The 21,835-nt window shown below is 57.1% G+C and carries 18 protein-coding genes and 1 tRNA gene; 7 read left to right on the top strand and 12 right to left on the bottom strand.

Annotation, left to right across the window (positions count from 1 at the left end; all coding sequences use genetic code 11):
- Positions 1–103: 103 nt before the first annotated feature.
- Entirely contained in the window at positions 104–1,087 is a 984-nt protein-coding gene (gene ebgR, locus MKleb_RS24155) for a transcriptional regulator EbgR (RefSeq protein ID WP_025105900.1), read from the bottom strand.
- 219 nt (positions 1,088–1,306) lie between these two features.
- Between ebgR and MKleb_RS24150 the strand changes: the two genes are divergently transcribed.
- Positions 1,307–1,639, top strand: coding sequence for a tRNA-binding protein (locus tag MKleb_RS24150; protein WP_014226909.1), 333 nt, complete (start codon positions 1,307–1,309; stop codon positions 1,637–1,639).
- A gap of 37 nt (positions 1,640–1,676) precedes the next feature.
- On the opposite strand, the gene ygjG is transcribed toward MKleb_RS24150, so the two are convergent.
- A complete protein-coding gene (gene ygjG, locus MKleb_RS24145; protein ID WP_004854393.1) occupies positions 1,677–3,056 on the bottom strand; it encodes a putrescine aminotransferase in 1,380 nt (459 codons plus the stop codon).
- 240 nt (positions 3,057–3,296) lie between these two features.
- Positions 3,297–3,851 carry a PadR family transcriptional regulator gene (locus tag MKleb_RS24140; RefSeq protein ID WP_004854392.1) on the bottom strand — a complete coding sequence of 185 codons (555 nt, stop codon included), beginning with the start codon at positions 3,849–3,851 and terminating at the stop codon, positions 3,297–3,299.
- Positions 3,852–4,089: 238 nt separating this feature from the next.
- Between MKleb_RS24140 and MKleb_RS24135 the strand changes: the two genes are divergently transcribed.
- Positions 4,090–4,863: a siderophore-interacting protein gene (locus MKleb_RS24135; protein WP_025105901.1), complete on the top strand. Its 774-nt coding sequence runs from the start codon at positions 4,090–4,092 to the stop codon at positions 4,861–4,863.
- A gap of 583 nt (positions 4,864–5,446) precedes the next feature.
- Here MKleb_RS24135 and MKleb_RS24130 read toward each other — a convergent pair.
- From MKleb_RS24130 to dhaK, 4 genes are all read right to left on the bottom strand, one after another.
- Positions 5,447–7,096 (bottom strand): glycerone kinase, encoded by a 1,650-nt coding sequence (locus tag MKleb_RS24130; protein WP_025105902.1) that lies wholly within the window; start codon positions 7,094–7,096, stop codon positions 5,447–5,449.
- Positions 7,097–7,163: 67 nt separating this feature from the next.
- Complete coding sequence (gene dhaM, locus MKleb_RS24125; protein ID WP_217076302.1) at positions 7,164–8,585, bottom strand: dihydroxyacetone kinase phosphoryl donor subunit DhaM; 1,422 nt, start codon at positions 8,583–8,585, stop codon at positions 7,164–7,166.
- Positions 8,586–8,595: 10 nt separating this feature from the next.
- On the bottom strand, positions 8,596–9,228 hold the full coding sequence (gene dhaL / locus MKleb_RS24120; RefSeq protein ID WP_014226902.1) for a dihydroxyacetone kinase subunit DhaL: 633 nt from the start codon (positions 9,226–9,228) through the stop codon (positions 8,596–8,598).
- A gap of 11 nt (positions 9,229–9,239) precedes the next feature.
- Positions 9,240–10,310: a dihydroxyacetone kinase subunit DhaK gene (gene dhaK / locus MKleb_RS24115; RefSeq protein ID WP_025105904.1), complete on the bottom strand. Its 1,071-nt coding sequence runs from the start codon at positions 10,308–10,310 to the stop codon at positions 9,240–9,242.
- Between the two features lie 596 nt (positions 10,311–10,906).
- Here dhaK and MKleb_RS24110 point away from each other — a divergent pair.
- The 3 genes from MKleb_RS24110 to MKleb_RS24100 all read left to right on the top strand — a co-directional run bounded on the left by MKleb_RS24110 (position 10,907) and on the right by MKleb_RS24100 (position 14,485).
- Positions 10,907–12,004, top strand: coding sequence for a glycerol dehydrogenase (locus MKleb_RS24110; RefSeq protein ID WP_009651847.1), 1,098 nt, complete (start codon positions 10,907–10,909; stop codon positions 12,002–12,004).
- Between the two features lie 104 nt (positions 12,005–12,108).
- Entirely contained in the window at positions 12,109–14,022 is a 1,914-nt protein-coding gene (dhaR, locus tag MKleb_RS24105; RefSeq protein WP_025105905.1) for a dihydroxyacetone kinase operon transcriptional regulator DhaR, read from the top strand.
- 139 nt (positions 14,023–14,161) lie between these two features.
- On the top strand, positions 14,162–14,485 hold the full coding sequence (locus MKleb_RS24100) for a DUF1889 family protein (RefSeq protein ID WP_071532228.1): 324 nt from the start codon (positions 14,162–14,164) through the stop codon (positions 14,483–14,485).
- Between the two features lie 95 nt (positions 14,486–14,580).
- On the opposite strand, the gene MKleb_RS24095 is transcribed toward MKleb_RS24100, so the two are convergent.
- Positions 14,581–14,656 (bottom strand) — tRNA-Ile (locus MKleb_RS24095).
- Between the two features lie 124 nt (positions 14,657–14,780).
- Here MKleb_RS24095 and mug point away from each other — a divergent pair.
- Positions 14,781–15,287 carry a G/U mismatch-specific DNA glycosylase gene (mug, locus tag MKleb_RS24090; protein WP_009651862.1) on the top strand — a complete coding sequence of 169 codons (507 nt, stop codon included), beginning with the start codon at positions 14,781–14,783 and terminating at the stop codon, positions 15,285–15,287.
- Positions 15,288–15,356: 69 nt separating this feature from the next.
- On the opposite strand, the gene MKleb_RS24085 is transcribed toward mug, so the two are convergent.
- The 4 genes from MKleb_RS24085 to rpsU all read right to left on the bottom strand — a co-directional run bounded on the left by MKleb_RS24085 (position 15,357) and on the right by rpsU (position 20,576).
- A complete protein-coding gene (locus MKleb_RS24085; protein ID WP_025105906.1) occupies positions 15,357–16,019 on the bottom strand; it encodes a TetR/AcrR family transcriptional regulator in 663 nt (220 codons plus the stop codon).
- Positions 16,020–16,263: 244 nt separating this feature from the next.
- Positions 16,264–18,108, bottom strand: coding sequence for an RNA polymerase sigma factor RpoD (rpoD, locus tag MKleb_RS24080; RefSeq protein WP_004105908.1), 1,845 nt, complete (start codon positions 18,106–18,108; stop codon positions 16,264–16,266).
- A gap of 273 nt (positions 18,109–18,381) precedes the next feature.
- Positions 18,382–20,127: a DNA primase gene (gene dnaG, locus MKleb_RS24075; RefSeq protein ID WP_014226898.1), complete on the bottom strand. Its 1,746-nt coding sequence runs from the start codon at positions 20,125–20,127 to the stop codon at positions 18,382–18,384.
- Positions 20,128–20,360: 233 nt separating this feature from the next.
- Positions 20,361–20,576: a 30S ribosomal protein S21 gene (gene rpsU / locus MKleb_RS24070; protein WP_001144069.1), complete on the bottom strand. Its 216-nt coding sequence runs from the start codon at positions 20,574–20,576 to the stop codon at positions 20,361–20,363.
- A gap of 237 nt (positions 20,577–20,813) precedes the next feature.
- Here rpsU and tsaD point away from each other — a divergent pair, with 237 nt between their 5' ends.
- Positions 20,814–21,827, top strand: coding sequence for a tRNA (adenosine(37)-N6)-threonylcarbamoyltransferase complex transferase subunit TsaD (gene tsaD, locus MKleb_RS24065; RefSeq protein ID WP_025105907.1), 1,014 nt, complete (start codon positions 20,814–20,816; stop codon positions 21,825–21,827).
- Positions 21,828–21,835 lie beyond the last annotated feature (8 nt).

The following is a 21,835-nucleotide window of genomic DNA, read 5'->3' as shown; positions in this document are numbered from 1 at the left end:
GGGCTACTGTTTGGCAGACGGCGGTGAACCCGTAGCCCGGGCAAGGCGCGATAAGCGCCGCCCCCGGGGGCCGGGCGCAGAGGATTTAGCGTCAGAAACGGGATTAGCGGGTGGTGCCGCGCAGCTTCAGCACGCTGGGGACAAAGACGTTTAGCGGCAGCGCACGGCCATCGCGGGCTTTCTCAACCAGCAGGTTGACGCCCTGGCTGCCCATCATTTCTGAATGAATGCGCACCGTGGAGAGCGGCGGAAAGGTAAAACGCGCGGTGGGGATATCGTTAACGCTAATAAGCGAAATATCTTCCGGGATCGAAAGACCGCGTTCATGAATGGCGCGCAGCACGCCGATGGCGATAGAGTCTGACGCGACGAACAGCGCGGTGGGGAAATCCGCCTTTGCCAGCATCGTTTTTGCCAGCTCATAGCCGGAGGAGCTGGAAAACCCGCCGCGCCAGATATCTTCTTCCGAAACCACTCCCTTCAGGCGGCCATATTCGACGAAGGCCACTTCGCGGATGTCGGCTTTACCCGGCTCATCCTGGCCACCAATAAAGCCGATGCGCCGCGCGCCCTGGGCGATAAAAAAGTCGATAACTTCTTTGGCGATGCGCACCAGATCGATGTCGACGGCGTCATAGCTGCTGCCGGGTTCATGGAAATCAATAAAGCAGACGTTGTCGGTTAACGCCGTGGCGGCGTCGCGAATCGCCCGCGAAGGCTGGCCGACAATCAGAACGCCGGTCACTTTTTTCAGCTCGGGTAGCGTGTTGTTAAAGTAGCAGTTGGTCAACTCGATACCGAGCTTTTCGCATTGCGTTTCGATGCCGTGGCGGATCGCCAGATAGTAAGGATCGTTGATTTCCAGATCCTGCTGGTAGCTGTAGATGGCCAGAATATGGTGGTGGCCGACGGTGTGAACCTGAGCCTTACGCGAGCTGGTACTTTTATATTCCAGCTTTTCCGCCACCTCAAGAATGCGATGTTTTGTCTCTTCTTTCACGTTGAGAGTGGGGTCGTCGTTTAAAACGCGGGAAACCGTCGCCAGTGAAACGCCTGCTTCGGTCGCGATATCTTTTAGTGTGGCCATTGTTTTCCTTATCTGACGTTGCCCCATCGACGCAAACCATTGTAAAGCAAGCGCGGGCAGCTGCATCTCTTTTCAGTAAATTTCCGCCGTATTATTCATCCCCGCCGCAGCGTTTCCACCGCGCAAAAGAGTGATGAATCTAACATTCTTCGCACTATTATGCGGAAACCTCGCCGACATTTGTTATCTTTTACTAAAATTTTACTTGGGAGGTGCAAGATGGAAACGGTGCTTTATGCTGATTTTGCCAGACTGGAAATGCGTACGGGAAAAATTGTGGCGATAAAACGACATGAGAATGCCGACAAGCTCTATATTGCCCGGATTGATGTTGGCGATCGCACGCTGCAGACGGTAACCAGCCTCGTGCCGTACTACAGCGAAGAAGAGCTGCTGGGAAAAACGGTCGTGGTCCTGTGTAATCTGGCGAAAGCCAAAATGCGCGGTGAAACCTCGGAGTGCATGCTGCTTTGCGCCGAAACCGACGATGGCAGCGAAAGCGTACTGCTTACGCCGGAAAGGGCGATGCCTGCTGGCGTGCGGGTGGTATAACGCAATGCCCTCTCCCAGTGAGGGAGAGGGCAGGTCACTACGCCTCTTCCACCGAAACCCGCAGCGCCGCCAGCGCCAGGCGGGCCGCTTTTAGCACCTGTTCACACTGCTCAGGGGTCAGCGTCAGCGGCGGTTCAATGCGGATCGTCCTTGCGTTGTTGAGCGTTCCGGCCACCAGTACGCGCTGGCGGAACATCTCGCTGGCAAAGTCATAGCCGATTTCGTTATCGACAAACTCAATGGCCATCAGCATACCTTTGCCGCGCACGTCATTCACCAGATCCGGATATTCGCGGGCCAGCTGGCGGAAGCCGTCCAGCAGCATGTCGCCTTTCTGCTCCGCCTGCGCGGGCAGGTTTTGCGTCAGCAGCACGTTGATGGTCGCCAGCGCCGCCGCGCAGGCCAGCGGGTTGCCGCCGAACGTGGTGGTATGCAGGAACGGGTTATCGAACAGCACCGAGAATACCTCTTCGGTGGCGACCGTTGCGCCAATCGGCATGACGCCGCCGCCCAGCGCTTTGGCAAGGCACAGAATGTCCGGCTGGACGTTTTCATGCTCGCAGGCGAACATCTTGCCGGTGCGCCCCATGCCGGTTTGCACTTCATCGAGGATCAGCAGCGCGCCAAACTCGTCGCACAGCTTGCGCACCGCGGGCAGATAGCCCGGCGGCGGCAGAATCACCCCGCCTTCGCCCTGAATAGGCTCAAGGATCACCGCCGCGACGTCATCGCCGGTCTTTTTGCACTCGCTCAGCAGCGTGCGCATCGCGTTGATATCGCCAAAAGGCACGTGACGGAATCCCGGCAGCAGCGGCATAAAAGGCTTACGGAAAGTCGATTTCGCGGTGGCCGAAAGCGCGCCCAGCGACTTACCGTGAAACGCGCCGCTGGTGGCGACGAAGGTAAACTTGCCGCGCGGAGACTGATAAGCCTTCGCCAGCTTTAACGCCGCTTCGACCGATTCGGTACCGCTGTTGCTAAAGAAGCTGTATTTCAGTTTGCCCGGCGTTAAGGCCGCCAGGGTTTTAGCCAGCATGGCCCGCAGCGGGTCCAGCAGCTCCTGACTATGAAGGGGTTGTTTAGCGAGCTGATTTTCGACGGCGGAAACGACAACTGGATTACGGTGCCCTACATTAAAAATCCCAAACCCACCCAGGCAGTCGATAAACTCCTGTCCCTGAGTGTCGACAAGCGTATTTAACCCTCCCGCTTGCCACTCTACGGCTCCGTAATCCCCGCCAGCAGTGACCGATTTTCGATACGCTAAAAACCCCGGGTTCACATGCTCTTTAAAGTATTCCCTGACCTCCTGGTTAAGTGATTTCATCTCCTCATGATCGAGCGTTCGCTTCTCAATGAGATTCAGTGCGTGTGCGCTGCAGGCCAGAGCCGATGCGCTGGAAGGTAACCTGTTCAAAATATGCTCCTTGGCGGGGCGTATCACATGATACTGAATTAAGTATTGCAGGGATTACGCCACTTCGGCGCGGGCCAGGAAAATCGGGATAAACGCAACGTGAAATTGCGGTTGAGCAAAATTTAATCTTATCGCGAAATTATTGGCATGTTTTACTCCTGAAGGCGTGAAACCATGCGCAGAAGGGGTCCCGCCGCGTGCTTCGCGGCGGTGCAGGCTGCCCGGCGATGGGGCAGAGGGCTAGTCGAGCTGGGAGATTTCCATTGCCGCGCGGTCAATGACGCCGACGATCTGCTTTAGCTGAGCTTCGGTTATTTCCTGCTGGTTAACCCTTAAATCCAGTACCGCCTTAAAATTCTCCAGCGCGCGCTTCATCTGCGGATTTTTACGCAGTTCACAGCCCACCATGCGCGCCTGCAGCCTGGTCTGAATATGCTCCAACTGCTCCAGGTTCTCCGCGTGCAGCTGACTGCCTTCGGCGGTAATGGCGATTTTTTTGCGGCCGTTTTCGTCAGCCACGCTGATTAATCCCTGATCCTGAAGTAAATCGAGCGTCGGGTAGATGACGCCGGGGCTCGGGCTGTAGTTGCCCTGGGTCAGGGTTTCGATCTCTTTAATCAGTTCGTAACCGTGGCTGGCATTGCGGGTGAGGATGTCCAGAATCACCAGGCGCAGCTCGCCGTGACCAAAGAAGCGCTGCCGGCGTCCGCCGCCTCTGCGACCGTGCTCGCCGTGTTCGCTATGTTCCCCGTGGCGTCCGCGTGGGCCACGGCCTTCTTCGTGATGGTGTCTCATGTTTTTCTCCTGTGATTATTTGATATATCTAATTTATATCTAAAAATAATAAAGTAGCAACAAAGTAGTGAATGTATTTTTTATTTAATTGATATTTAACGTTTTAATTTTTGATTTTGGCTTTTGTGGCATTTTTCTATGACTATATCAAAAAACGCTTGCATTCTTTTTTAATGGCAATCATTATCATTTGCAAGATTTTTAGATATATCTATTCCGTTCACGAAGGCGATGAAAGATGACAACGACCAGGCACCCCAAATACCCGCAGCGCGTACGTAATGAACTGCGCTTCCGTGAGTTAACCGTATTGCGCGTCGAGCGTATCGGCAGCGCATTCCAGCGTGTCGTGCTGGGCGGAGAGGCGCTGGAAGGCTTTGTTTCCCAGGGTTTTGACGACCACACCAAGCTCTTTTTCCCGGCCGCGGGCGCTGCGTTCACGCCACCGGAGGTGACGGATGAAGGCATTAACTGGGGCGATGGCGTGCGTCCGGCGACCCGCGACTATACGCCGCTGTACGACGCCGGGCGTCATGAGCTGGCGTACGACTTTTTTATTCACGATGGCGGTATTGCCAGCAGCTGGGCGCTGGCGGCGAAAACGGGCGATAAGCTGGTGGTCGGCGGGCCGCGCGGTTCGCTGGTGGTGCCGGAAGATTACGCCTGGCAGCTGTATGTGACCGATGAGTCAGGCATGCCCGCGCTGCGCCGCCGTCTGCTGGGATTGCAGCAGCTTCCGACGCGCCCGCAGGTCACGGCGCTCGTCACCATTGGCGATGAGTCTTATCAAGATTACCTGGCCGATCTCGATGGTTTTCATATCGAGTGGGTGGTGGGACATCACTCCTCTGCCGTGGCCGAGCGCCTGGCGCGAATAGCGGTGCCGGCTGAGGACTATTTTATCTGGCTGACCGGGGAAGGCGCGGTGGTGAAATCGCTGCTGGCGCGCTTTGAAGGCCCGGGGATTGATCCGCAGCTGGTGCGTTCGCAGGCCTACTGGCACAGCAAATAAGCGCGGAGAAACCCCGGGTTGCGGCTGGCGCCTTACCCGGGCGACCGGCTTGCAGACGGGGGTGAACCCGTAGCCCGGGCAAGGCGCGTTAAGCGCCGCCCCCGGGAGCAGAGCGCAGAGTGGCAGAATTTCCCGGAGGCGATGCTGCGCATCTGTCCGGGCGACCGGCCCGCAGACGGGGGTGAACCCGTAGCCCGGGCAAGGCGCGTTAAGCGCCGCCCCCGGGAGCAGAGCGCAGAGTGGCTGAATTTCCCGGAGGCGATGCTGCGCATCTGTCCGGGTGACCGGCCCGCAGACGGGGGTAACCCGTAGCCCGGGCAAGGCGCATTAAGCGCCGCCCCCGGGAGCAGAGCGCAGAGTGGCCGATTTTCCCGGAGGCGATGCTGCGCACCTGTCCGGGCTACCGTTTGGCAGATGGCGGTGAACCCGTAGCCCGGGCAAGGCGCGTTAAGCGCCGCCCCCGGGAGCAGCGCGCAGAGTGGCTGATTTTCCCGGAGGCGATTCTTACGCATCTGTCCGGGCTACCGGCCCGCAGACGGCTGCGAACCCGTAGCCCTGCTAAGCGCAGCGCGAGCAGGGGAGACTATTTCTGCGCCAGCGCTTTAAATACCATGGCCACCGCGTGGGCGCCGGGGTCCATATTGCCGCGCAGGCTATCGCTGTTCAGATACGATGCGCGCCCGGCGCCCGCTTTGCTGGCGTGAAGCGTACGATCCGCGCCCGCCTGTGCCGCGGCGAAAGCCGCCTGCAGGTTATCCGGTTCGGCCAGCAGCGCCGTTAGCGCCGGCTGCAGGGCGTCAATCATGGTCCGGTCGCCTTCATCCGCACCGCCGTAAAACTTCATCTGCGCCAGACCGGCGTTTAATGCTTCGGCGACGCTTGCCCCCTGTTCCAGCTTCTGCCCGGCGGCGGTAAAGAAAATCGACATCAGCACGCCGCTGGAGCCGCCCATCACAACCGTCAGACGCTCGCCAATCAGGGCAAACAGCGTGGCGAGGTTAGCCAGCGGCAGCTGACGACGCTGAAGTAAGTCGGCGATGTCGCGCGCGCCGGCGGCGAAGGTGGAGCCGGTATCGCCGTCGCCGACTTTCGCATCCAGCGCGTTAAGGTCTGCTTCCAGCCCGCACAGCGTGCCGGTCACACGTTCCACGTAGCCCGCAACTTCGCTGTTCTCCGAGGGCGCAAACTCCACCCGCGTACTGCGCAGCGATGATGGCATCACGCTGACCGCGCGCGGCTGTACCGGCGTCTGCCAGCCGGCGGTTTCTACCGCGGAAAGCAGCGCCTTCTCAATGCTCTCTTCCAGCACGATGGCGGTGAGGGAGAAACCTTTCATATCCAGCGCGGTGACCAGCGACGCCGGGCCTATCAGCCAGTCGATACGCTGATGCAGCGGAGTATTGGCCAGCTCGCGGGTCAAAATCGCCATTTCGGCAATCGACACGCCGCCGAGATTATTGATCATCACCGCCAGGCGGCCGGTTTCCGGCAGGGCGGCGCTGAGCTTCTCTACCATCAGCGTAACGATTTCCGCGCTGTTCTGCGTGGCGATAACCGAAGCGCCCGGTTCGCCGTGGATCCCCATCCCCAGCTCGGCCTGGTCCGGATGATGGCGCGGAGTCGTTTCCGCATCCTGCGGCAGATTACAGCTGGAAAGGGCCAGACCGAGGCTGAAGGTGTGTCTGGCGGCATACTGCGCTTCGCGCAGCACGGTTGCCAGATTGTGGCCGCGTTCGGCGAAGTAGCCGGCCACTTTATGCACCAGAATCGTCCCGGCAATGCCGCGCGGATGTTTGTTATCCGGCAGCGAAATATCATCGCCGACGATCAGCATTTCGACGTTATAGCCCATACGGCGCGCTTTCTCCGCGGCGAGGCCGAAGTTCAGACGATCGCCGGTGTAGTTCTTGACGATCAGCAGGCATCCGGCATCGCCGGTCACGGCCTGGATGGCGGTCAGCACCGCATCGACGCTCGGCGAGGCAAACAGATCGCCGCAGACGGCGGCGGTCAGCATGCCTTTACCGACAAAGCCCGCGTGGGCCGGTTCGTGACCGGAACCGCCGCCGGAGATTACCGCCACGTTGTTTTTGTCGAGATCGCGACGCACCACCACGCGAATGGCGGGATCGCTCTCCAGCCGCGCCAGGTTATTCCACGGGCTGGCGATTATGGTCCCTTCAATCACTTCGTTGACGAGGTTGGCGCGCTGATTAAAAAAGAATTGAGACATAACGGATCCTGAAAGTTAAGCGAGTTCCCGGAGGGGACAGCCTCCGGGGCGGAAAGGTTAGGGCAGGTTAGCCGCGAATCACGCGTTTGCCGGGAATATCAAAGATGACGTTCTCGCCATCTTGCAGCGTCAGGGCACCGCTCTGCTGGCACAGCATCGCGATACCCGCCTGGCGGGCGATAATGGCGCCGTGAGAGAGCTCGCTGCCGGCCTGCAGGCAGATCCCCTTCACCTGCTCTGCGTTAAGCTGCAGGACGGTTGAAGGGAAGATATCGTCGGCAACGAGGATCGAAGGCGCGCTAAACTGCGGCAGCGCTTCATCGCGCTCGTTAAGGTGACGCAGCGTGCGGTGCAAAATATCTTCAATATCAATATAGCGCGCCTGCAGGTAAGCATCGTCGAGATGGCGATATTGTTGGCTTAAATCGCTCAGCACCTGTTGCCAGGCCCACGCCGCGCTGCACTGCTCGTCGCGTATGATGTCGCACGCCGCTGCGTATAAATCAGGGTCATCGAGCAGGGTATGATGCCCGGAGAAGATCGCCGCGATGTCGGCGGAAAACGTCGCCTCTGCCAGAGTCGTCAGCGCGCTAAGGTCTTCCAGCGTCCGGTCGATGGCCCGTTTCAGCCGCAGCTGCTGCTGCTGGCCGATGGCGGCGCTCGTTTCCCGCGAGATCCTGTCCTGCGGCTGGGGATAAAGCACGACCTTACCCTCAACGCGGTCGGCGCTGGCGGGCCGACGCGCGGGCGCCGCCTCGGTTGGCTCGCCGAAGTTCTCCGCCGCCAGCGCCTGGAACGCCGCCAGCGCGGCGTCGGCGTCCGGGCCGCGGGCAAGCAGCCTTAAGGTATCGTTCCGGCGCACCTGAAGCAGGGCGATTTGGTTGAGGCTGTCCGGCGTGACGCATTTACCCCCTTTCTCCAGCACCAGGTCGGCATTGAATCCCGCCAGCGCGGCGACCAGCTTTGACGCCGGACGAACGTGCAGGCCGTTGTGGTTTTGAATCACCACGGAAACCGAGCGCGCGTCGCGGTCGTCGACCGGCGCGGCGGCCAGCGAAGCGTGTTGCGGTTGCGATGGTAACCCCAGCTGTACGCGCTTTGCCTCCAGCGCGTTCATGGCGTCTTCGATCACCTTGTCGATGCCGGCTCCGGCGGCGGCGCTCACCGTCGCCGCCAGAGTCCCTTCCACCAGCGGCGCCGCGCACAGGCGAACCTTCGCCGCAATGGCCGGATCGAGGAGATCCAGCGCGGTTTCGGCGCTCAGCAGGGCGCTGCCGATATCCATCATCACCAGGATATGATCGGCGTCGGCGACGGACTCGATGGCTTCCATAACCTTAATGGGATCGGTGCCGATCGGACTGGCGGGATCGTCAATTCCGGCGGCGATCGCCAGCTTACAGCCATCGTTCATTAACATCTGCCGGGCCAGTTCTCCGACACCTTCGCCCAGACGGGCGCTATGAGAAACAATAACCAGGTTTACCATCGCGTTTTCCTTACTCTTTGGCCGCTGCGGCCAGCATCTGAACCATCAACATCACCGAGGTCGCGCCCGGATCCTGGTGCCCGATGCTGCGTTCGCCCAGGTAGCTGGCCCGCCCTTTGCGAGCCTGCATGGCGATCGTGGCGTGGACGGCGGCTTGCGCCTGTTCGCAGGCAGCATCAAGGGCGCCTGGTATCGACAGGTGCTGTTCGCTGGACTGGCGCAACGATTCCACCACCGGCAGCCAGACGTCGCACATGGTTTTATCGCCCGGCTCGGCTTTGCCGCGATTCACCACCCCTTCCGCGCCTTCGCGAAAGGTCTGATAGAGCTCCTCAAGGGTCAGGCTCTGGTGGGCCTGGGTCACCTGAGCGGCGCGAATAAAGAAGGTGCCGAACAGCGGGCCGCTGGCCCCGCCGACGTTGGAGAGCAGCGTCATACCGGTATTTTTAAGAATAAAACCAATGTCTTTATCGGCAATCGACGGCAGCTTTTCCACCACCTTGCTAAAACCGCGATGCATATTCAGTCCGTGGTCGGCATCGCCGATTTCCCGGTCCAGACCGGTCAAAAAATCGCTCTCTTTGGTGAAGATATCGCCGCAGCGATAGAGCCAGTCTACGATTTGCGTTCTGCTTAATGACATGTCGTTGCTCCTTATTTGCCCCAGTTCAGCGCCGGGGTGTGGACCGGGGCGTCCCATAATGCCAGCGTCTCTTCATCGGCCTTTAGCAGGGTGATGGAAAAGCCCACCATATCCAGAGAGGTACAGTAGCTGCCGATAAGGTTGCGCGCGATAACGATACCGGCCTCCTCGCAGCGCTGCGTCAGACGGTTATAGACGCCGTAGAGTTCGGACAGCGGCGTGGCGCCGAGGTTGTTGACCAGCGCGATAACCCGATCGCCTTTTTGCAGCGCCTGCTTGGTCTGCGTTACCTCCTGCCACGCGCCTTTCACGTTGTCCCAGTGGCGCAGCGTGCGGCTATAGGCGCCGTTTTCCAGCAGGGTATCGAACATTTCGTCAACGGTGCGATCGAGAGAGGTGAAGCGGCGGCGGTCGATGCCCGGTTCGCCGTGAATGCCGACGCCGAACTCCATCTCATCGTCCTGGAGTTCGAATGAGGGTTGCCCGGCGGCCGGAACGGTGCAGGCGCCGAGCGCGATGCCGATAGAGTGGCCCAGGTTGTTGAGCTTGCGCCCCAGTTCGGCGCAGGCTTCCAGCGAGTCGCCGCGTTCGGCGGCCGCGCCCACCAGTTTTTCAATCAGCACGGTATTCGCCACGCCGCGCCGCCCGGCGGTATAGAGGCTGTCTTTCACCGCCACGTCGTCATCGACTACCACGGTGGTAACCTTGACGCCGCTTTCGTGCAGCAGCTCGGTGGCGGTTTCGAAGTTAAGAATATCGCCGGTGTAGTTTTTGATAATCAGCAGCACGCCTTCGCCGCCGTCGATGGTCATGGCGCACTCAAACATTTTATCCGGCGTCGGGGAGGTGAAAATTTCTCCCGGGCAGGCCCCGGAAAGCATGCCCTGGCCAATATAGCCGCAGTGCATCGGCTCGTGGCCGCTGCCGCCGCCGGAGAGCAGCGCCACTTTCCCGGCCACCGGCACATCGGCGCGGGTGACGTAGACCGGATCCTGGTGCAGCGTCAGTTCAGGGTGGGCTTTTGCAAGGCCAGCCAGTTGTTCACTCAGGACATCTTCGACACGGTTAATCAGTTTTTTCATTGTTTATGCTCCGTCGGAGTTTCGATGCGGCCTCTCTGCTGACGGAGGCGATCATCGTGTAGGGGTACCGCCTGACGATATGCGATATCGGGCGATGTATTGATTCTGGCTGAGTTGGCGGGAAAAAAAATCGCCATAAAATGAGTTTCATTACGAAACGTAATTATTAATTTTTGTTCCTTAATGAAACATTTTTGCGCAAGGAAAGGGAAAAATGCGAAGTAAGGCGCCTCTTTCACCTCGCTTCATCAGCGTGGAAAGCCCGCTCAGAGAAATAATTTTGCCCCTTCTTGCCGCCCGTGGTGGTGAAAAACGTCGACGATCGTCCGGCTGGTAACCTTCTTTTGCGCCAAAGGGGCGGATCGAGATCGCAATCCCATCGTTTCACATGAATTCATGTTTCAATATGAAACAATATAATTTATGTCCTGTTTCATATCGGGACAAAAAGGGGAAAGATTTTTTTGCCCGCGGCTCGCCCTACAGTGATGGCATCGCTCAGGTAGCGCTTTCGTCCCCGCCTTTGATGTAAGGCCGGACGGAGAAACACCGGGGCTCATCATGTCAAAACATGCACTTATTTGAGGGTGAACGGAATGCTAAAAGTTATTCAATCTCCAGCCAAATATCTCCAGGGACCAGATGCATCCACGCTGTTTGGGCAATACGCCAAAAACTTGGCGGACAGCTTTTTCGTGATTGCCGATGACTTCGTGATGAAGCTGGCGGGAGAGAAAGTGCTGGAAGGTTTGCACAGCCACAACATCAGCTGCCATGCGGAGCGCTTCAACGGCGAATGCAGCCACGTTGAGATCAATCGCCTGATCGCCATTCTGAAACAGCACGGCTGCCGCGGCGTGGTGGGCATCGGCGGCGGCAAGACGCTCGATACGGCGAAAGCCATTGGCTACTACCAGAAGCTACCGGTGGTGGTGATCCCGACGATCGCCTCCACCGATGCGCCAACCAGCGCGCTGTCAGTTATCTACACCGAAGCCGGCGAGTTTGAAGAGTATCTGATCTACCCGAAAAACCCGGACATGGTGGTGATGGATACGGCGATTATCGCTAAAGCGCCGGTGCGCCTGCTGGTGGCCGGGATGGGGGATGCGCTTTCAACCTGGTTTGAAGCCAGGGCCTGCTATGACGCCAGAGCCACCAGCATGGCGGGCGGTCAGTCGACGGCAGCGGCGCTGAGCCTGGCGCGCCTGTGCTATGATACGCTGCTGGCGGAAGGCGAAAAAGCCCGCCTCGCCGCCCAGGCCGGCGTGGTGACCGATGCGCTGGAACGCATCGTTGAAGCGAATACCTACCTCAGCGGTATCGGCTTTGAAAGTAGCGGTCTGGCCGCCGCGCACGCCATTCACAACGGTTTCACCATCCTCGAAGAGTGCCACCATCTGTACCATGGTGAGAAAGTGGCGTTTGGTACCCTGGCGCAGCTGGTGCTGCAAAATAGCCCGATGGAAGAGATCGAAACGGTGCTGAACTTCTGCCATACCGTCGGGCTGCCGGTTACGCTGGCGCAAATGGGCGTTAAAGAGGGCATCGATGAGAAAATTCAGGCAGTCGCCAAAGCGACCTGCGCGGAAGGTGAAACCATTCATAACATGCCGTTCCCGGTCAGCGCGCAGAGCGTGCATGCGGCGATTCTGACCGCCGACCTGCTCGGACAGCAGTGGCTGGCGCGCTAATTTAGCGTCGACCTGCCCCGTCTCATTTAAGCGATGAGACGTTTTCTCCCCCTCTGGCGGTAGCCGCCGGAGGGGTTGTCGTTTATGAAACAGCGGATAGGGATATGACTGCGCAGACTCAGAGCTTTCCTTTGGTGATAACCCAGTCGTGGCATCGCTGCAGCAAGTTTATGCAGCGGGAAACCTGGCAGACGCCGCATCAGGCGCAGGGGCTGACGTTTGAATCGATTTGCCGGCGCAAGACCGCGCTGTTGACGATTGGTCAGGCGGCGCTGGAGGATGCCTGGGAGTTTATGGATAACCGCCCCTGCGCGCTGTTCATCCTCGATGAGTCCGCCTGTATTCTTAGCCGCTGCGGCGATCCGCAGACCCTCGACCAGCTGGCGGCGCTGGGATTTCGTGACGGCAGCTACTGTGCGGAAAGCATTATCGGCAGCTGCGCGCTTTCGCTGGCCTCCATGCTCGGGCAGCCGGTCAAAACGACGGGCGAGGAGCATTTTAAACATGCGCTGCACGGATGGTCGTTTAGCTCCACGCCGGTGTTTGATAACCACGGGCGTCTGTTCGGTTCCATTTCCCTGTGCTGCCTGACGGAAGAACAGGCTTCGTCTGACCTCTCCCTGACCCTGGCTATCGCCCGGGAAGTCGGCAACTCGCTGCTCACTGATAGCCTGCTGGCCGAGTCGAATCGCCATCTTAACCAGATGTACGGTCTGCTGGAGAGCATGGATGACGGGGTGATGGCGTGGAACGAGCAGGGGATTTTGCAGTTTCTTAACGTGCAGGCGGCGACGCTGCTGCATCTTGATGCCCAGGCCAGCCAGGGGAAAAATATCAATGAGCTGGTGACGCTGCCGGCCCTGCTGCGTCGGGCCATTAAGCACGCGCGCGGGCTGAACCATGTGGAGGTCACCTTCGAAAGCCAGCATCAGTTTGTCGACGCCGTCATTACGCTCAAGCCAATCGTTGAAGAGCAGGGCAACAGTTTCATTCTGCTGCTGCATCCGGTCGAGCAGATGCGCCAGCTGATGACCAGCCAGCTTGGCAAAGTGAGCCATACCTTTGAACAGATGTCGGCGGACGACCCGGAAACCCGGCGGCTGATTCACTTTGGCCGCCAGGCGGCGCGCGGCACTTTTCCGGTGCTGCTGTGCGGTGAAGAGGGGGTGGGTAAGGAGCTGCTCAGCCAGGCGATTCACAATGAGAGCGAGCGGGGCGGCGGGCCGTATATCGCGGTCAACTGTCAGCTGTATGCCGACAGCGTCCTGGGCCAGGATTTTATGGGCAGCGCGCCGACGGACGATGAAAACGGCCGCCTTAGCCGTCTTGAGCTGGCCAACGGCGGGACGCTGTTTCTGGAAAAAATCGAATACCTGGCGCCGGAGCTGCAGTCCGCGCTGCTGCAGGTGATCAAGCAGGGGGTTTTAACCCGTCTGGATGCCCGCCGCTTGATTCCGGTAGACGTTAAAGTGATCGCCACCACCACCGTCGATCTGGCCAATCTGGTGGAGCAAAACCGCTTTAGCCGCCAGCTTTACTACGCGCTGCACTCCTTTGAAATCGTTATCCCACCGCTGCGCGCGCGGCGTAACAGTATTCCTTCGCTGGTGCACAATCGCCTTAAGAGCCTGGAAAAGCGCTTTTCCTCGCGGCTGAAAATGGATGAAGATGCGCTGGCGCAGCTGGTGGCCTACTCCTGGCCGGGCAACGATTTTGAGCTGAACAGCGTGATTGAAAATATCGCCATTAGCAGCGATAACGGCCATATCCGGCTGAGTAATTTGCCGGAATATCTGTTTGCCGAGCGGCCCGGCGCCGACGCGGGCTCCTCGCTGCTGCCCACCAGCCTGACCTTTAGCGCCATTGAGAAAGAAGCGATTATCCATGCCGCCCGCGTGACCAGCGGGCGGGTGCAGGAGATGGCGCAGCTGCTGAATATTGGCCGCACCACGCTGTGGCGAAAAATGAAACAGTACGATATCGATGCCGGCCAGTTTAAGCGCGGACGTATGGAGTAGTTTCCTGTGGGGAGTAGTACGGAATAGTCGAGCAGAAAAGCACCACGCAAGCGTTTAGCTGCGGTCTGAATCAAAGAAAGGCAACGATCTCTTTGATATCCCGGCGAAGATGGGTCCATAGTGTCATCATGTTCATTACGTGGTTAATTTTAAGGATAAGAGTATGCCAACAGCAATCGATAAAGCCCTGGATTTTATTGGTGGTATGAACACATCGTTGTCGGTGCCGAATACTATGGATGAAAGTACCGCTAAGGGAATTTTGAAGTATTTGCATGAACTAGGCGTACCGGCAAATCCTGCCGACGTCATGGCCCGGGGTGAAAAGGAGGGATGGGATGCCGGGTTCACGGAAAAAGTGGCCGGCTGGGCGGAAAAAATTGCCTCCGGTAACCGGATCGTCATTAAAAACCCGGAATTCTTCACCGTCTATATGCGCGAACAGCTGCAGGCGCTGGTGTAAGCCGCCTGTCGCGAACCTCACGTTAAGCTGCGGCGCCCCGAGGGGGCCGCACAATGCAAAAGGGCCGACGATTTTTCGTCAGCCCTTGCTGTATCTGGTGGCCCCTGCTGGACTTGAACCAGCGACCAAGCGATTATGAGTCGCCTGCTCTAACCACTGAGCTAAGGGGCCGTGGCGAGGGATTATAAAGTAACTGTTCCCCGCAATCCAGCCTAAAAATCACGCCTGCTGTTTTTATAAACAACGCATTTTCAATCCTTTATAATTACCTTTTAGGCATTGAGCTGGGGAAAACATGATTAACGATATTCTGGCGCCGGACCTGCGGGTGGTCTTTTGCGGTATCAATCCGGGGAAGTCTTCCGCCCATACCGGTTTTCATTTCGCCCATCCGGGCAATCGCTTCTGGAAAGTGATTCACCAGGCCGGCTTTACCGACCGTCTTCTGAAACCCGAGGAGGAACTCCAGCTGCTGGATACCCGCTGCGGGATCACGATGCTCGTCGAACGCCCGACGGTGCAGGCCAGCGAGGTTGAGCTGCTGGAGCTCCGCGATGGCGGCCGTGAACTGGTCAGAAAAATGGAAGAGTATCAGCCGCGCGCGCTGGCGATCCTGGGTAAACAGGCCTTCGAGAAAGCGTTTCAGGTGCGCGGCGTAAAATGGGGCAAGCAGCAGGTGACCATTGGGGCGACGGAAGTTTGGGTGCTGCCGAATCCCAGCGGCCTCAACCGGGCGACGCTGGATAAACTGGTGGAGGCCTACCGGGAGCTTGACGAGGCGCTGGCCACGCGAGGGCTTTAATGCATTTCCGACGACAAAAGGGTTACGGCTTTCAGCCCGGTCGTCGGCGGCTGGCTTAAGCCTGAGGCTTTAGTCAGCTTTTTCGCAATCGCTAATATTCCCTTTTTCTATCATGAATAAGAGGGCGTCAAAAGCGAAGTCGAGAAAGGTTTTACGGTCTTTCTCAAGGTGACGTAAAAGACATTCTTCTCTGTATGAGGACTTTTCCACTAGCCCGGTCAGGCAGAGCCAGAACAGCATCATGACGTCCGCGACGGGAGCATTTAATCCAATCTCTTTTTTTTCGGCGGCGTCTGTGATTCGCTTTGCGATAATCTGGTGGATCTGTTCTCCAGTCATAGCGATATTTTTCAACGCCTTATTGTTTTTAGTGATTTTTTCAGAACAGGCGATCTTCCCGGCTATCGCGGAAAAGTAGGCAAGGCTTGTTTCGTGGAGAGCCATCAGCGCATGGCACAGCTCGCGATAAAATTCGCGAAATGAATTTTGCCGATTAGCGATTGGTATGAGCTCCTGATAGAAACGCGCCATTACCTCCAGGATAAGATGATCCAGAATATCCTTTTTATTGTCGAAATAGGTATAAAGCGTGGTTTTACTAAAACCGGCTTCATGTGCGATCTCATCCATGGTGGTACTTTCTATTCCACGGCTTAGAAATAATGTATTAGCGGTGGTTAAAATAACCGTTCTATTAAAATCAGCTAGCTGAATTTTACGCTTGCTATTCATTTCATTTCCCTATGATTTGCCTGCGGTTTTAGGCGTAAATACGCCCCATCAACCAGCCAATAGTACAATCGTAAAACTATGAGTCCAGCGGTTTAATGGCACATAAATAAATAATAAGAATAAGACCTGGATATATATTGATGGGTTTTATATTGGGGTTTTAATATTTATTAAATAAATGGTTTCTGCTTAGACATAAAAAAAGCCAGTCATGTGACTGGCTTTTCAGGGGACGCGGCGATAATTAATCGTCGAGGAAGCTACGCAGCACTTCAGAACGGCTCGGATGGCGCAGTTTACGCAGCGCCTTCGCTTCGATCTGACGAATACGTTCGCGGGTTACGTCAAACTGTTTACCCACTTCTTCCAGCGTGTGATCGGTATTCATGTCGATACCAAAGCGCATACGCAGGACTTTCGCTTCACGGGCGGTCAGGCCAGCCAGAACGTCGTGGGTGGCGGCGCGCAGGCTCTCGGTGGTGGCAGAGTCCAGCGGCAGCTCGAGGGTGTTATCCTCGATAAAATCTCCCAGATGCGAATCTTCATCGTCGCCAATCGGCGTTTCCATGGAGATAGGCTCTTTGGCGATTTTCAGCACCTTACGAATTTTGTCTTCCGGCATCAGCATGCGTTCTGCCAGCTCTTCCGGCGTCGGCTCGCGGCCCATTTCCTGCAGCATCTGGCGGGAAATACGGTTGAGCTTGTTGATAGTCTCAATCATATGCACCGGAATACGGATGGTGCGCGCCTGGTCTGCGATAGAGCGGGTGATCGCCTGACGGATCCACCAGGTTGCGTAGGTGGAGAACTTGTAGCCGCGGCGGTATTCAAACTTATCAACCGCCTTCATCAGACCGATGTTGCCTTCCTGGATCAGATCGAGGAACTGCAGACCGCGGTTGGTGTATTTCTTGGCGATCGAGATAACCAGACGCAGGTTCGCTTCAACCATCTCTTTCTTCGCACGGCGCGCTTTCGCTTCACCGATGGACATACGACGGTTGATATCTTTTACCTGCTCGATGGTCAGGCCGGTCTCTTGTTCAATCTGCTGCAGTTTCATCAGGCCGCGCTGAACGTCTTCTTTCACGTCAAGCAGCTTCTCTGACCACGGCTTGTTCATGGCGATGGCCGCATTGAACCAGGTTTCGCTGGTTTCGTTGCCGGTGAACAGAGTGATGAAGTTTTTCTTCGGCATTTTGCACTGCTCAACGCACAGCTTCATGATGATACGTTCTTGAGTACGAACGCGATCCATCATGATACGCATGCTGTTAACCAGGTAATCGAACTGCTTCGGTACCAGACGGAACTGTTTGAACACTTCGGACAGCTTGAGGATCTCTTCCTGCGCTGCGGCGTGGCTACGACCTTTCGCTTTGATGGTGTCGCGGGTCAGTTCGTACTGCGTACGCAGCTCGGCGAATTTCTCGCGCGCCAGCTCGGGGTCGATGCTGTTGTCGTCATCGCTGCTGTCGTCGTCTTCTTCTTCATCTTCGTCTTCGTCGTCATCCATCTCTTCCTGAGAGAGTTCAGAACCGACGTGCGTCGCCGTTGGCGCCATATCTTCTTCGGCGTTCGGGTCGACAAAACCGGTGATCAGATCGGACAGACGCGCTTCTTCCGCTTCAACGCGATCGTACTGCTCCAGCAGATAGGTGATCGCTTCAGGGTATTCAGCCACCGAGCACTGAACCTGGTTAATGCCGTCTTCGATACGTTTAGCGATGTCGATTTCGCCTTCGCGCGTCAGCAGTTCGACGGTACCCATTTCACGCATGTACATGCGCACCGGATCGGTTGTGCGTCCGATTTCAGACTCAACGCTGGAGAGAACCTGCGCCGCAGCTTCTTCCGCATCTTCGTCAGTATTGTTGTTCGTTTCAGCAAGCAAAAGATCATCGGCATCCGGTGCTTCTTCCATCACCTGAATGCCCATGTCGTTGATCATTTGGATGATGTCTTCGATCTGGTCGGAGTCGACGATATCTTCCGGCAGATGGTCATTGACCTCGGCATAGGTCAGATAGCCTTGCTCCTTACCACGTTGGACAAGAAGCTTCAGCTGTGACTGCGGGTTTTGCTCCATAAGACGGTATCCACACTTAATTCGTTTGATTGGTGTAAGCAGGCGAACTGCCAACATTTAAAGCGAGGGCGTACTTATATTATTGCCGCTGCGCCTCGAGCGGCTGTCGGGGTCTTCCCGAACGATATTCGGCACTTAAGCCGTTCAATGCGTTATCTTTCAAGTTGTCTCTGCGTTAGCTACGTTCTCTCATCCTGGTCATGTGCTTGTGCGCACTCCCGGGGATTCGTTCTCTTGCTGCCTTGATACAACTTGAATGAGTTTGTCTTTCGTTTATTTTTTGGCCAGTTCCTGGCTGATGGTCCAGAGTTCCCGGCGCTCTTCACTGCTTAAGCCGTGCGTGCGGTCGCGAGCTATCAACTCTTCTTGCCGCAGCTCCAGCAGTGAATCAAACATATGGTTGAGCGAGTCGGTGAAGGTTTTTTCAGCAATATCCTTATCTGCTATATCGTCCCACATCGACAGTTTTTCAAGGGTTGCGGCCTCATTTGTGCCGCGATACTGCTCTAACAGCAGCCCGGTGGTCAGGCCCGGCTGTGCCAAACAGGTTTTAACCAGTTCGTTGAACAACCCAAGCCCCGGCATTTTACGCGGGTCCAGCCCTTCCAGGGGCGGTACCAGCGGCGCCAGATCCGGGTTTTGTACCAGTAACCCTATCAGTATACGCATGGTCGTGCGTTTTAGCTGCGGAGCAGGGCGCTGGATGCCATTTTCAGACTGTTTTGGCATTAAACGTTCAAGCTGCGCATCATCTAAAATCCCCAGCTTATTGCCTAACTCCTGGCGCAGGTATATGCGCAGCGTTTCACCCGGCACCTGCGTTATCAGCGGCAGCGCTAAGGTACTCAGCTGCGCGCGGCCGTCCGGGGTGCTCAAATCCACCTGCGGTAGCAGGCTGTTGAACAAAAACGTGGAGAGCGGCTGAGCTTGCTCCATCCGCGCTTCAAATGCGGCTTTCCCTTCTTTGCGCACCAGCGTATCCGGGTCTTCGCCATCCGGCAGAAACATAAAGCGCAGCTGGCGCCCGTCGGTCATATACGGCAGCGCCGTTTCCAGCGCGCGCCAGGCGGCATCGCGGCCAGCCCGGTCGCCGTCGTAGCAGCAAACCACCTGATTGGTGACCCGGAACAACAGCTGAATATGGTCAGCGGTCGTCGACGTTCCCAGCGACGCAACGGCATAGTTAATGCCGAACTGCGCCAGAGCCACCACGTCCATATAACCTTCGACCACCAGCAGGCGGGGCGGTTCAGCGTTATCCTGCTGCGCTTCATAAAGACCGTACAGCTGGCGGCCTTTATGGAAAATATCGGTCTCCGGGGAGTTCAGGTACTTCGGCATGGCGTCACCCAGCACGCGACCACCAAAACCAATCACCCGGCCTCGCTTATCGCGGATGGGGAACATCACCCGTTCGCGGAAGCGGTCGTAACTGCGTCCCTGATCGTTAGTGACCAGCATGCCCGCATCAATCAGCGACTGGCGGTTTTCTTGATTACCGCCAAAACGTTTTAAAACGTTGTCCCAACCGGGAGGGGCGTAGCCAATCGCGAAGCGCGTAATCACCTCGCTGCTTAAGCCGCGTTTTTCCAGATACTGGCGCGCGGGGCCGGCGGCGGGTTGCATCAGAGACTGTTGATAAAACGTGTTCAGACCATCCATCAGCTGATAGAGATTTTGCCGCTGATGGCGCTCAATCTGGCTGGGTCCGCTACCTGCTTCATACGGCACGTCTAGATTATGCATGGCAGCCAGCTCTTCGACGGTTTCCACGAACTCGAGCTTGTCGTAGTTCATCAGGAAGTCGATAGCGTTGCCGTGCGCACCGCAGCCGAAGCAGTGGTAAAACTGTTTTTCACCGTTGACGGTGAAAGAGGGGGTTTTTTCGTTATGGAACGGACAGCACGCGTGAAAATTTTTGCCCTGCTTTTTCAGCTTTACCCGGGCATCGATCAGATCGACGATATCGGTGCGCGCCAGCAGGTCATTGATAAATACTCGTGGAATTCGTCCAGCCATATGCCCCGTTTTATACACGTTACCCTTCAAGCTGCCTCTGCGTTGGCTTCGCTCGTTCACCCTGTCACTTACTTCGGTAAGCTCCGGGGACTCACTCCCTTGCCGCCTTGATGCATCTTGAATGATTGAGTGTATATGCTAATGCATAAACGAAAATAAGCCGCGCATTCCTTTCGGAAGCACGGCCTTACAACTACAACTCGGTCTGAATTGAGAGCCTGGCTCCCAACAGATTAGTACAGACGAGTGCGGCGTGCGTTTTCGCGAGCCAGTTTCTTCGCGTGACGTTTCACTGCGGAAGCTTTAGCGCGTTTACGTTCGGTAGTCGGTTTTTCATAGAACTCACGACGACGAACTTCCGCCAGAACACCTGCTTTTTCGCATGAACGTTTGAAGCGACGCAGCGCTACGTCGAACGGCTCGTTTTCACGTACTTTAATTACCGGCATGTAACTCTCACCTTTGATAAATTCGGTTTGCCGCTGGCATCAGCGCCAGCTTATTTCAAAATGGTGCGGAATTTTACTGCAATTGCTGCTGCTTTGTAAAGCACCGACGCGATTTTTGAAAGGGACTTTTATAAGGACAGGGAGTATACACGAAGTGAACGCCAGGGGTGAGGAAAGTTTTACATCAACCCGCATTGGTCCTACACTGCGCGGTATTGAAACGAGGTAAAACTAGCCATGCGTGTACTGGGAATTGAAACATCCTGCGATGAAACCGGCATCGCCATTTATGACGACGAAAAAGGTCTGTTAGCCAACCAGCTGTATAGTCAGGTGAAATTGCACGCTGACTACGGCGGCGTGGTGCCCGAACTGGCCTCGCGCGACCACGTACGTAAAACCGTCCCCCTGATTCAGGCGGCGCTCAAGGAAGCCGGGCTGACGGCAAAGGATATCGATGCCGTTGCGTATACGGCGGGCCCCGGCCTGGTGGGCGCGCTGCTGGTCGGCGCAACGGTTGGCCGTTCGCTGGCGTTCGCCTGGAACGTGCCGGCGATCCCGGTACACCATATGGAAGGGCATCTGCTGGCGCCGATGCTGGAAGATAATCCGCCGCAGTATCCTTTTGTCGCCCTGCTGGTTTCCGGCGGCCATACCCAGCTGATCAGCGTCACCGGCATTGGCCAGTATGAACTGCTGGGCGAATCGATTGACGACGCGGCGGGCGAAGCCTTCGATAAGACAGCGAAACTGCTGGGGCTGGATTATCCCGGCGGCCCGATGCTGTCGAAGATGGCCTCCCAGGGCACCGAAGGGCGCTTTGTCTTCCCGCGCCCGATGACCGACCGCCCCGGGCTGGATTTCAGCTTTTCTGGCCTCAAGACCTTTGCCGCGAACACCATTCGCAGCAACGGCGATGACGATCAAACCCGCGCCGATATCGCCCGCGCTTTCGAAGATGCGGTCGTGGATACGCTGATGATTAAGTGCCGCCGCGCGCTGGATCAAACCGGCTTTAAACGGCTGGTGATGGCGGGGGGCGTCAGCGCGAACCGTACGCTGCGCGCAAAGCTGGCGGAAATGATGAAAAAGCGCGGTGGTGAAGTCTTCTACGCTCGTCCTGAATTCTGTACCGATAACGGCGCGATGATTGCCTATGCGGGGATGGTCCGTCTGCGCTCCGGCGCTAAAGCGGAGCTCGGCGTCACCGTTCGTCCGCGCTGGCCGCTGGCTGAGCTTCCGGCGGCATAACGTCTGAT

This window comes from Klebsiella sp. PL-2018 (assembly GCF_019048985.1).
GTDB classification, from domain to species: domain Bacteria; phylum Pseudomonadota; class Gammaproteobacteria; order Enterobacterales; family Enterobacteriaceae; genus Klebsiella; species Klebsiella michiganensis.
This window is presented reverse-complemented; position numbering and strand designations above follow the sequence as displayed.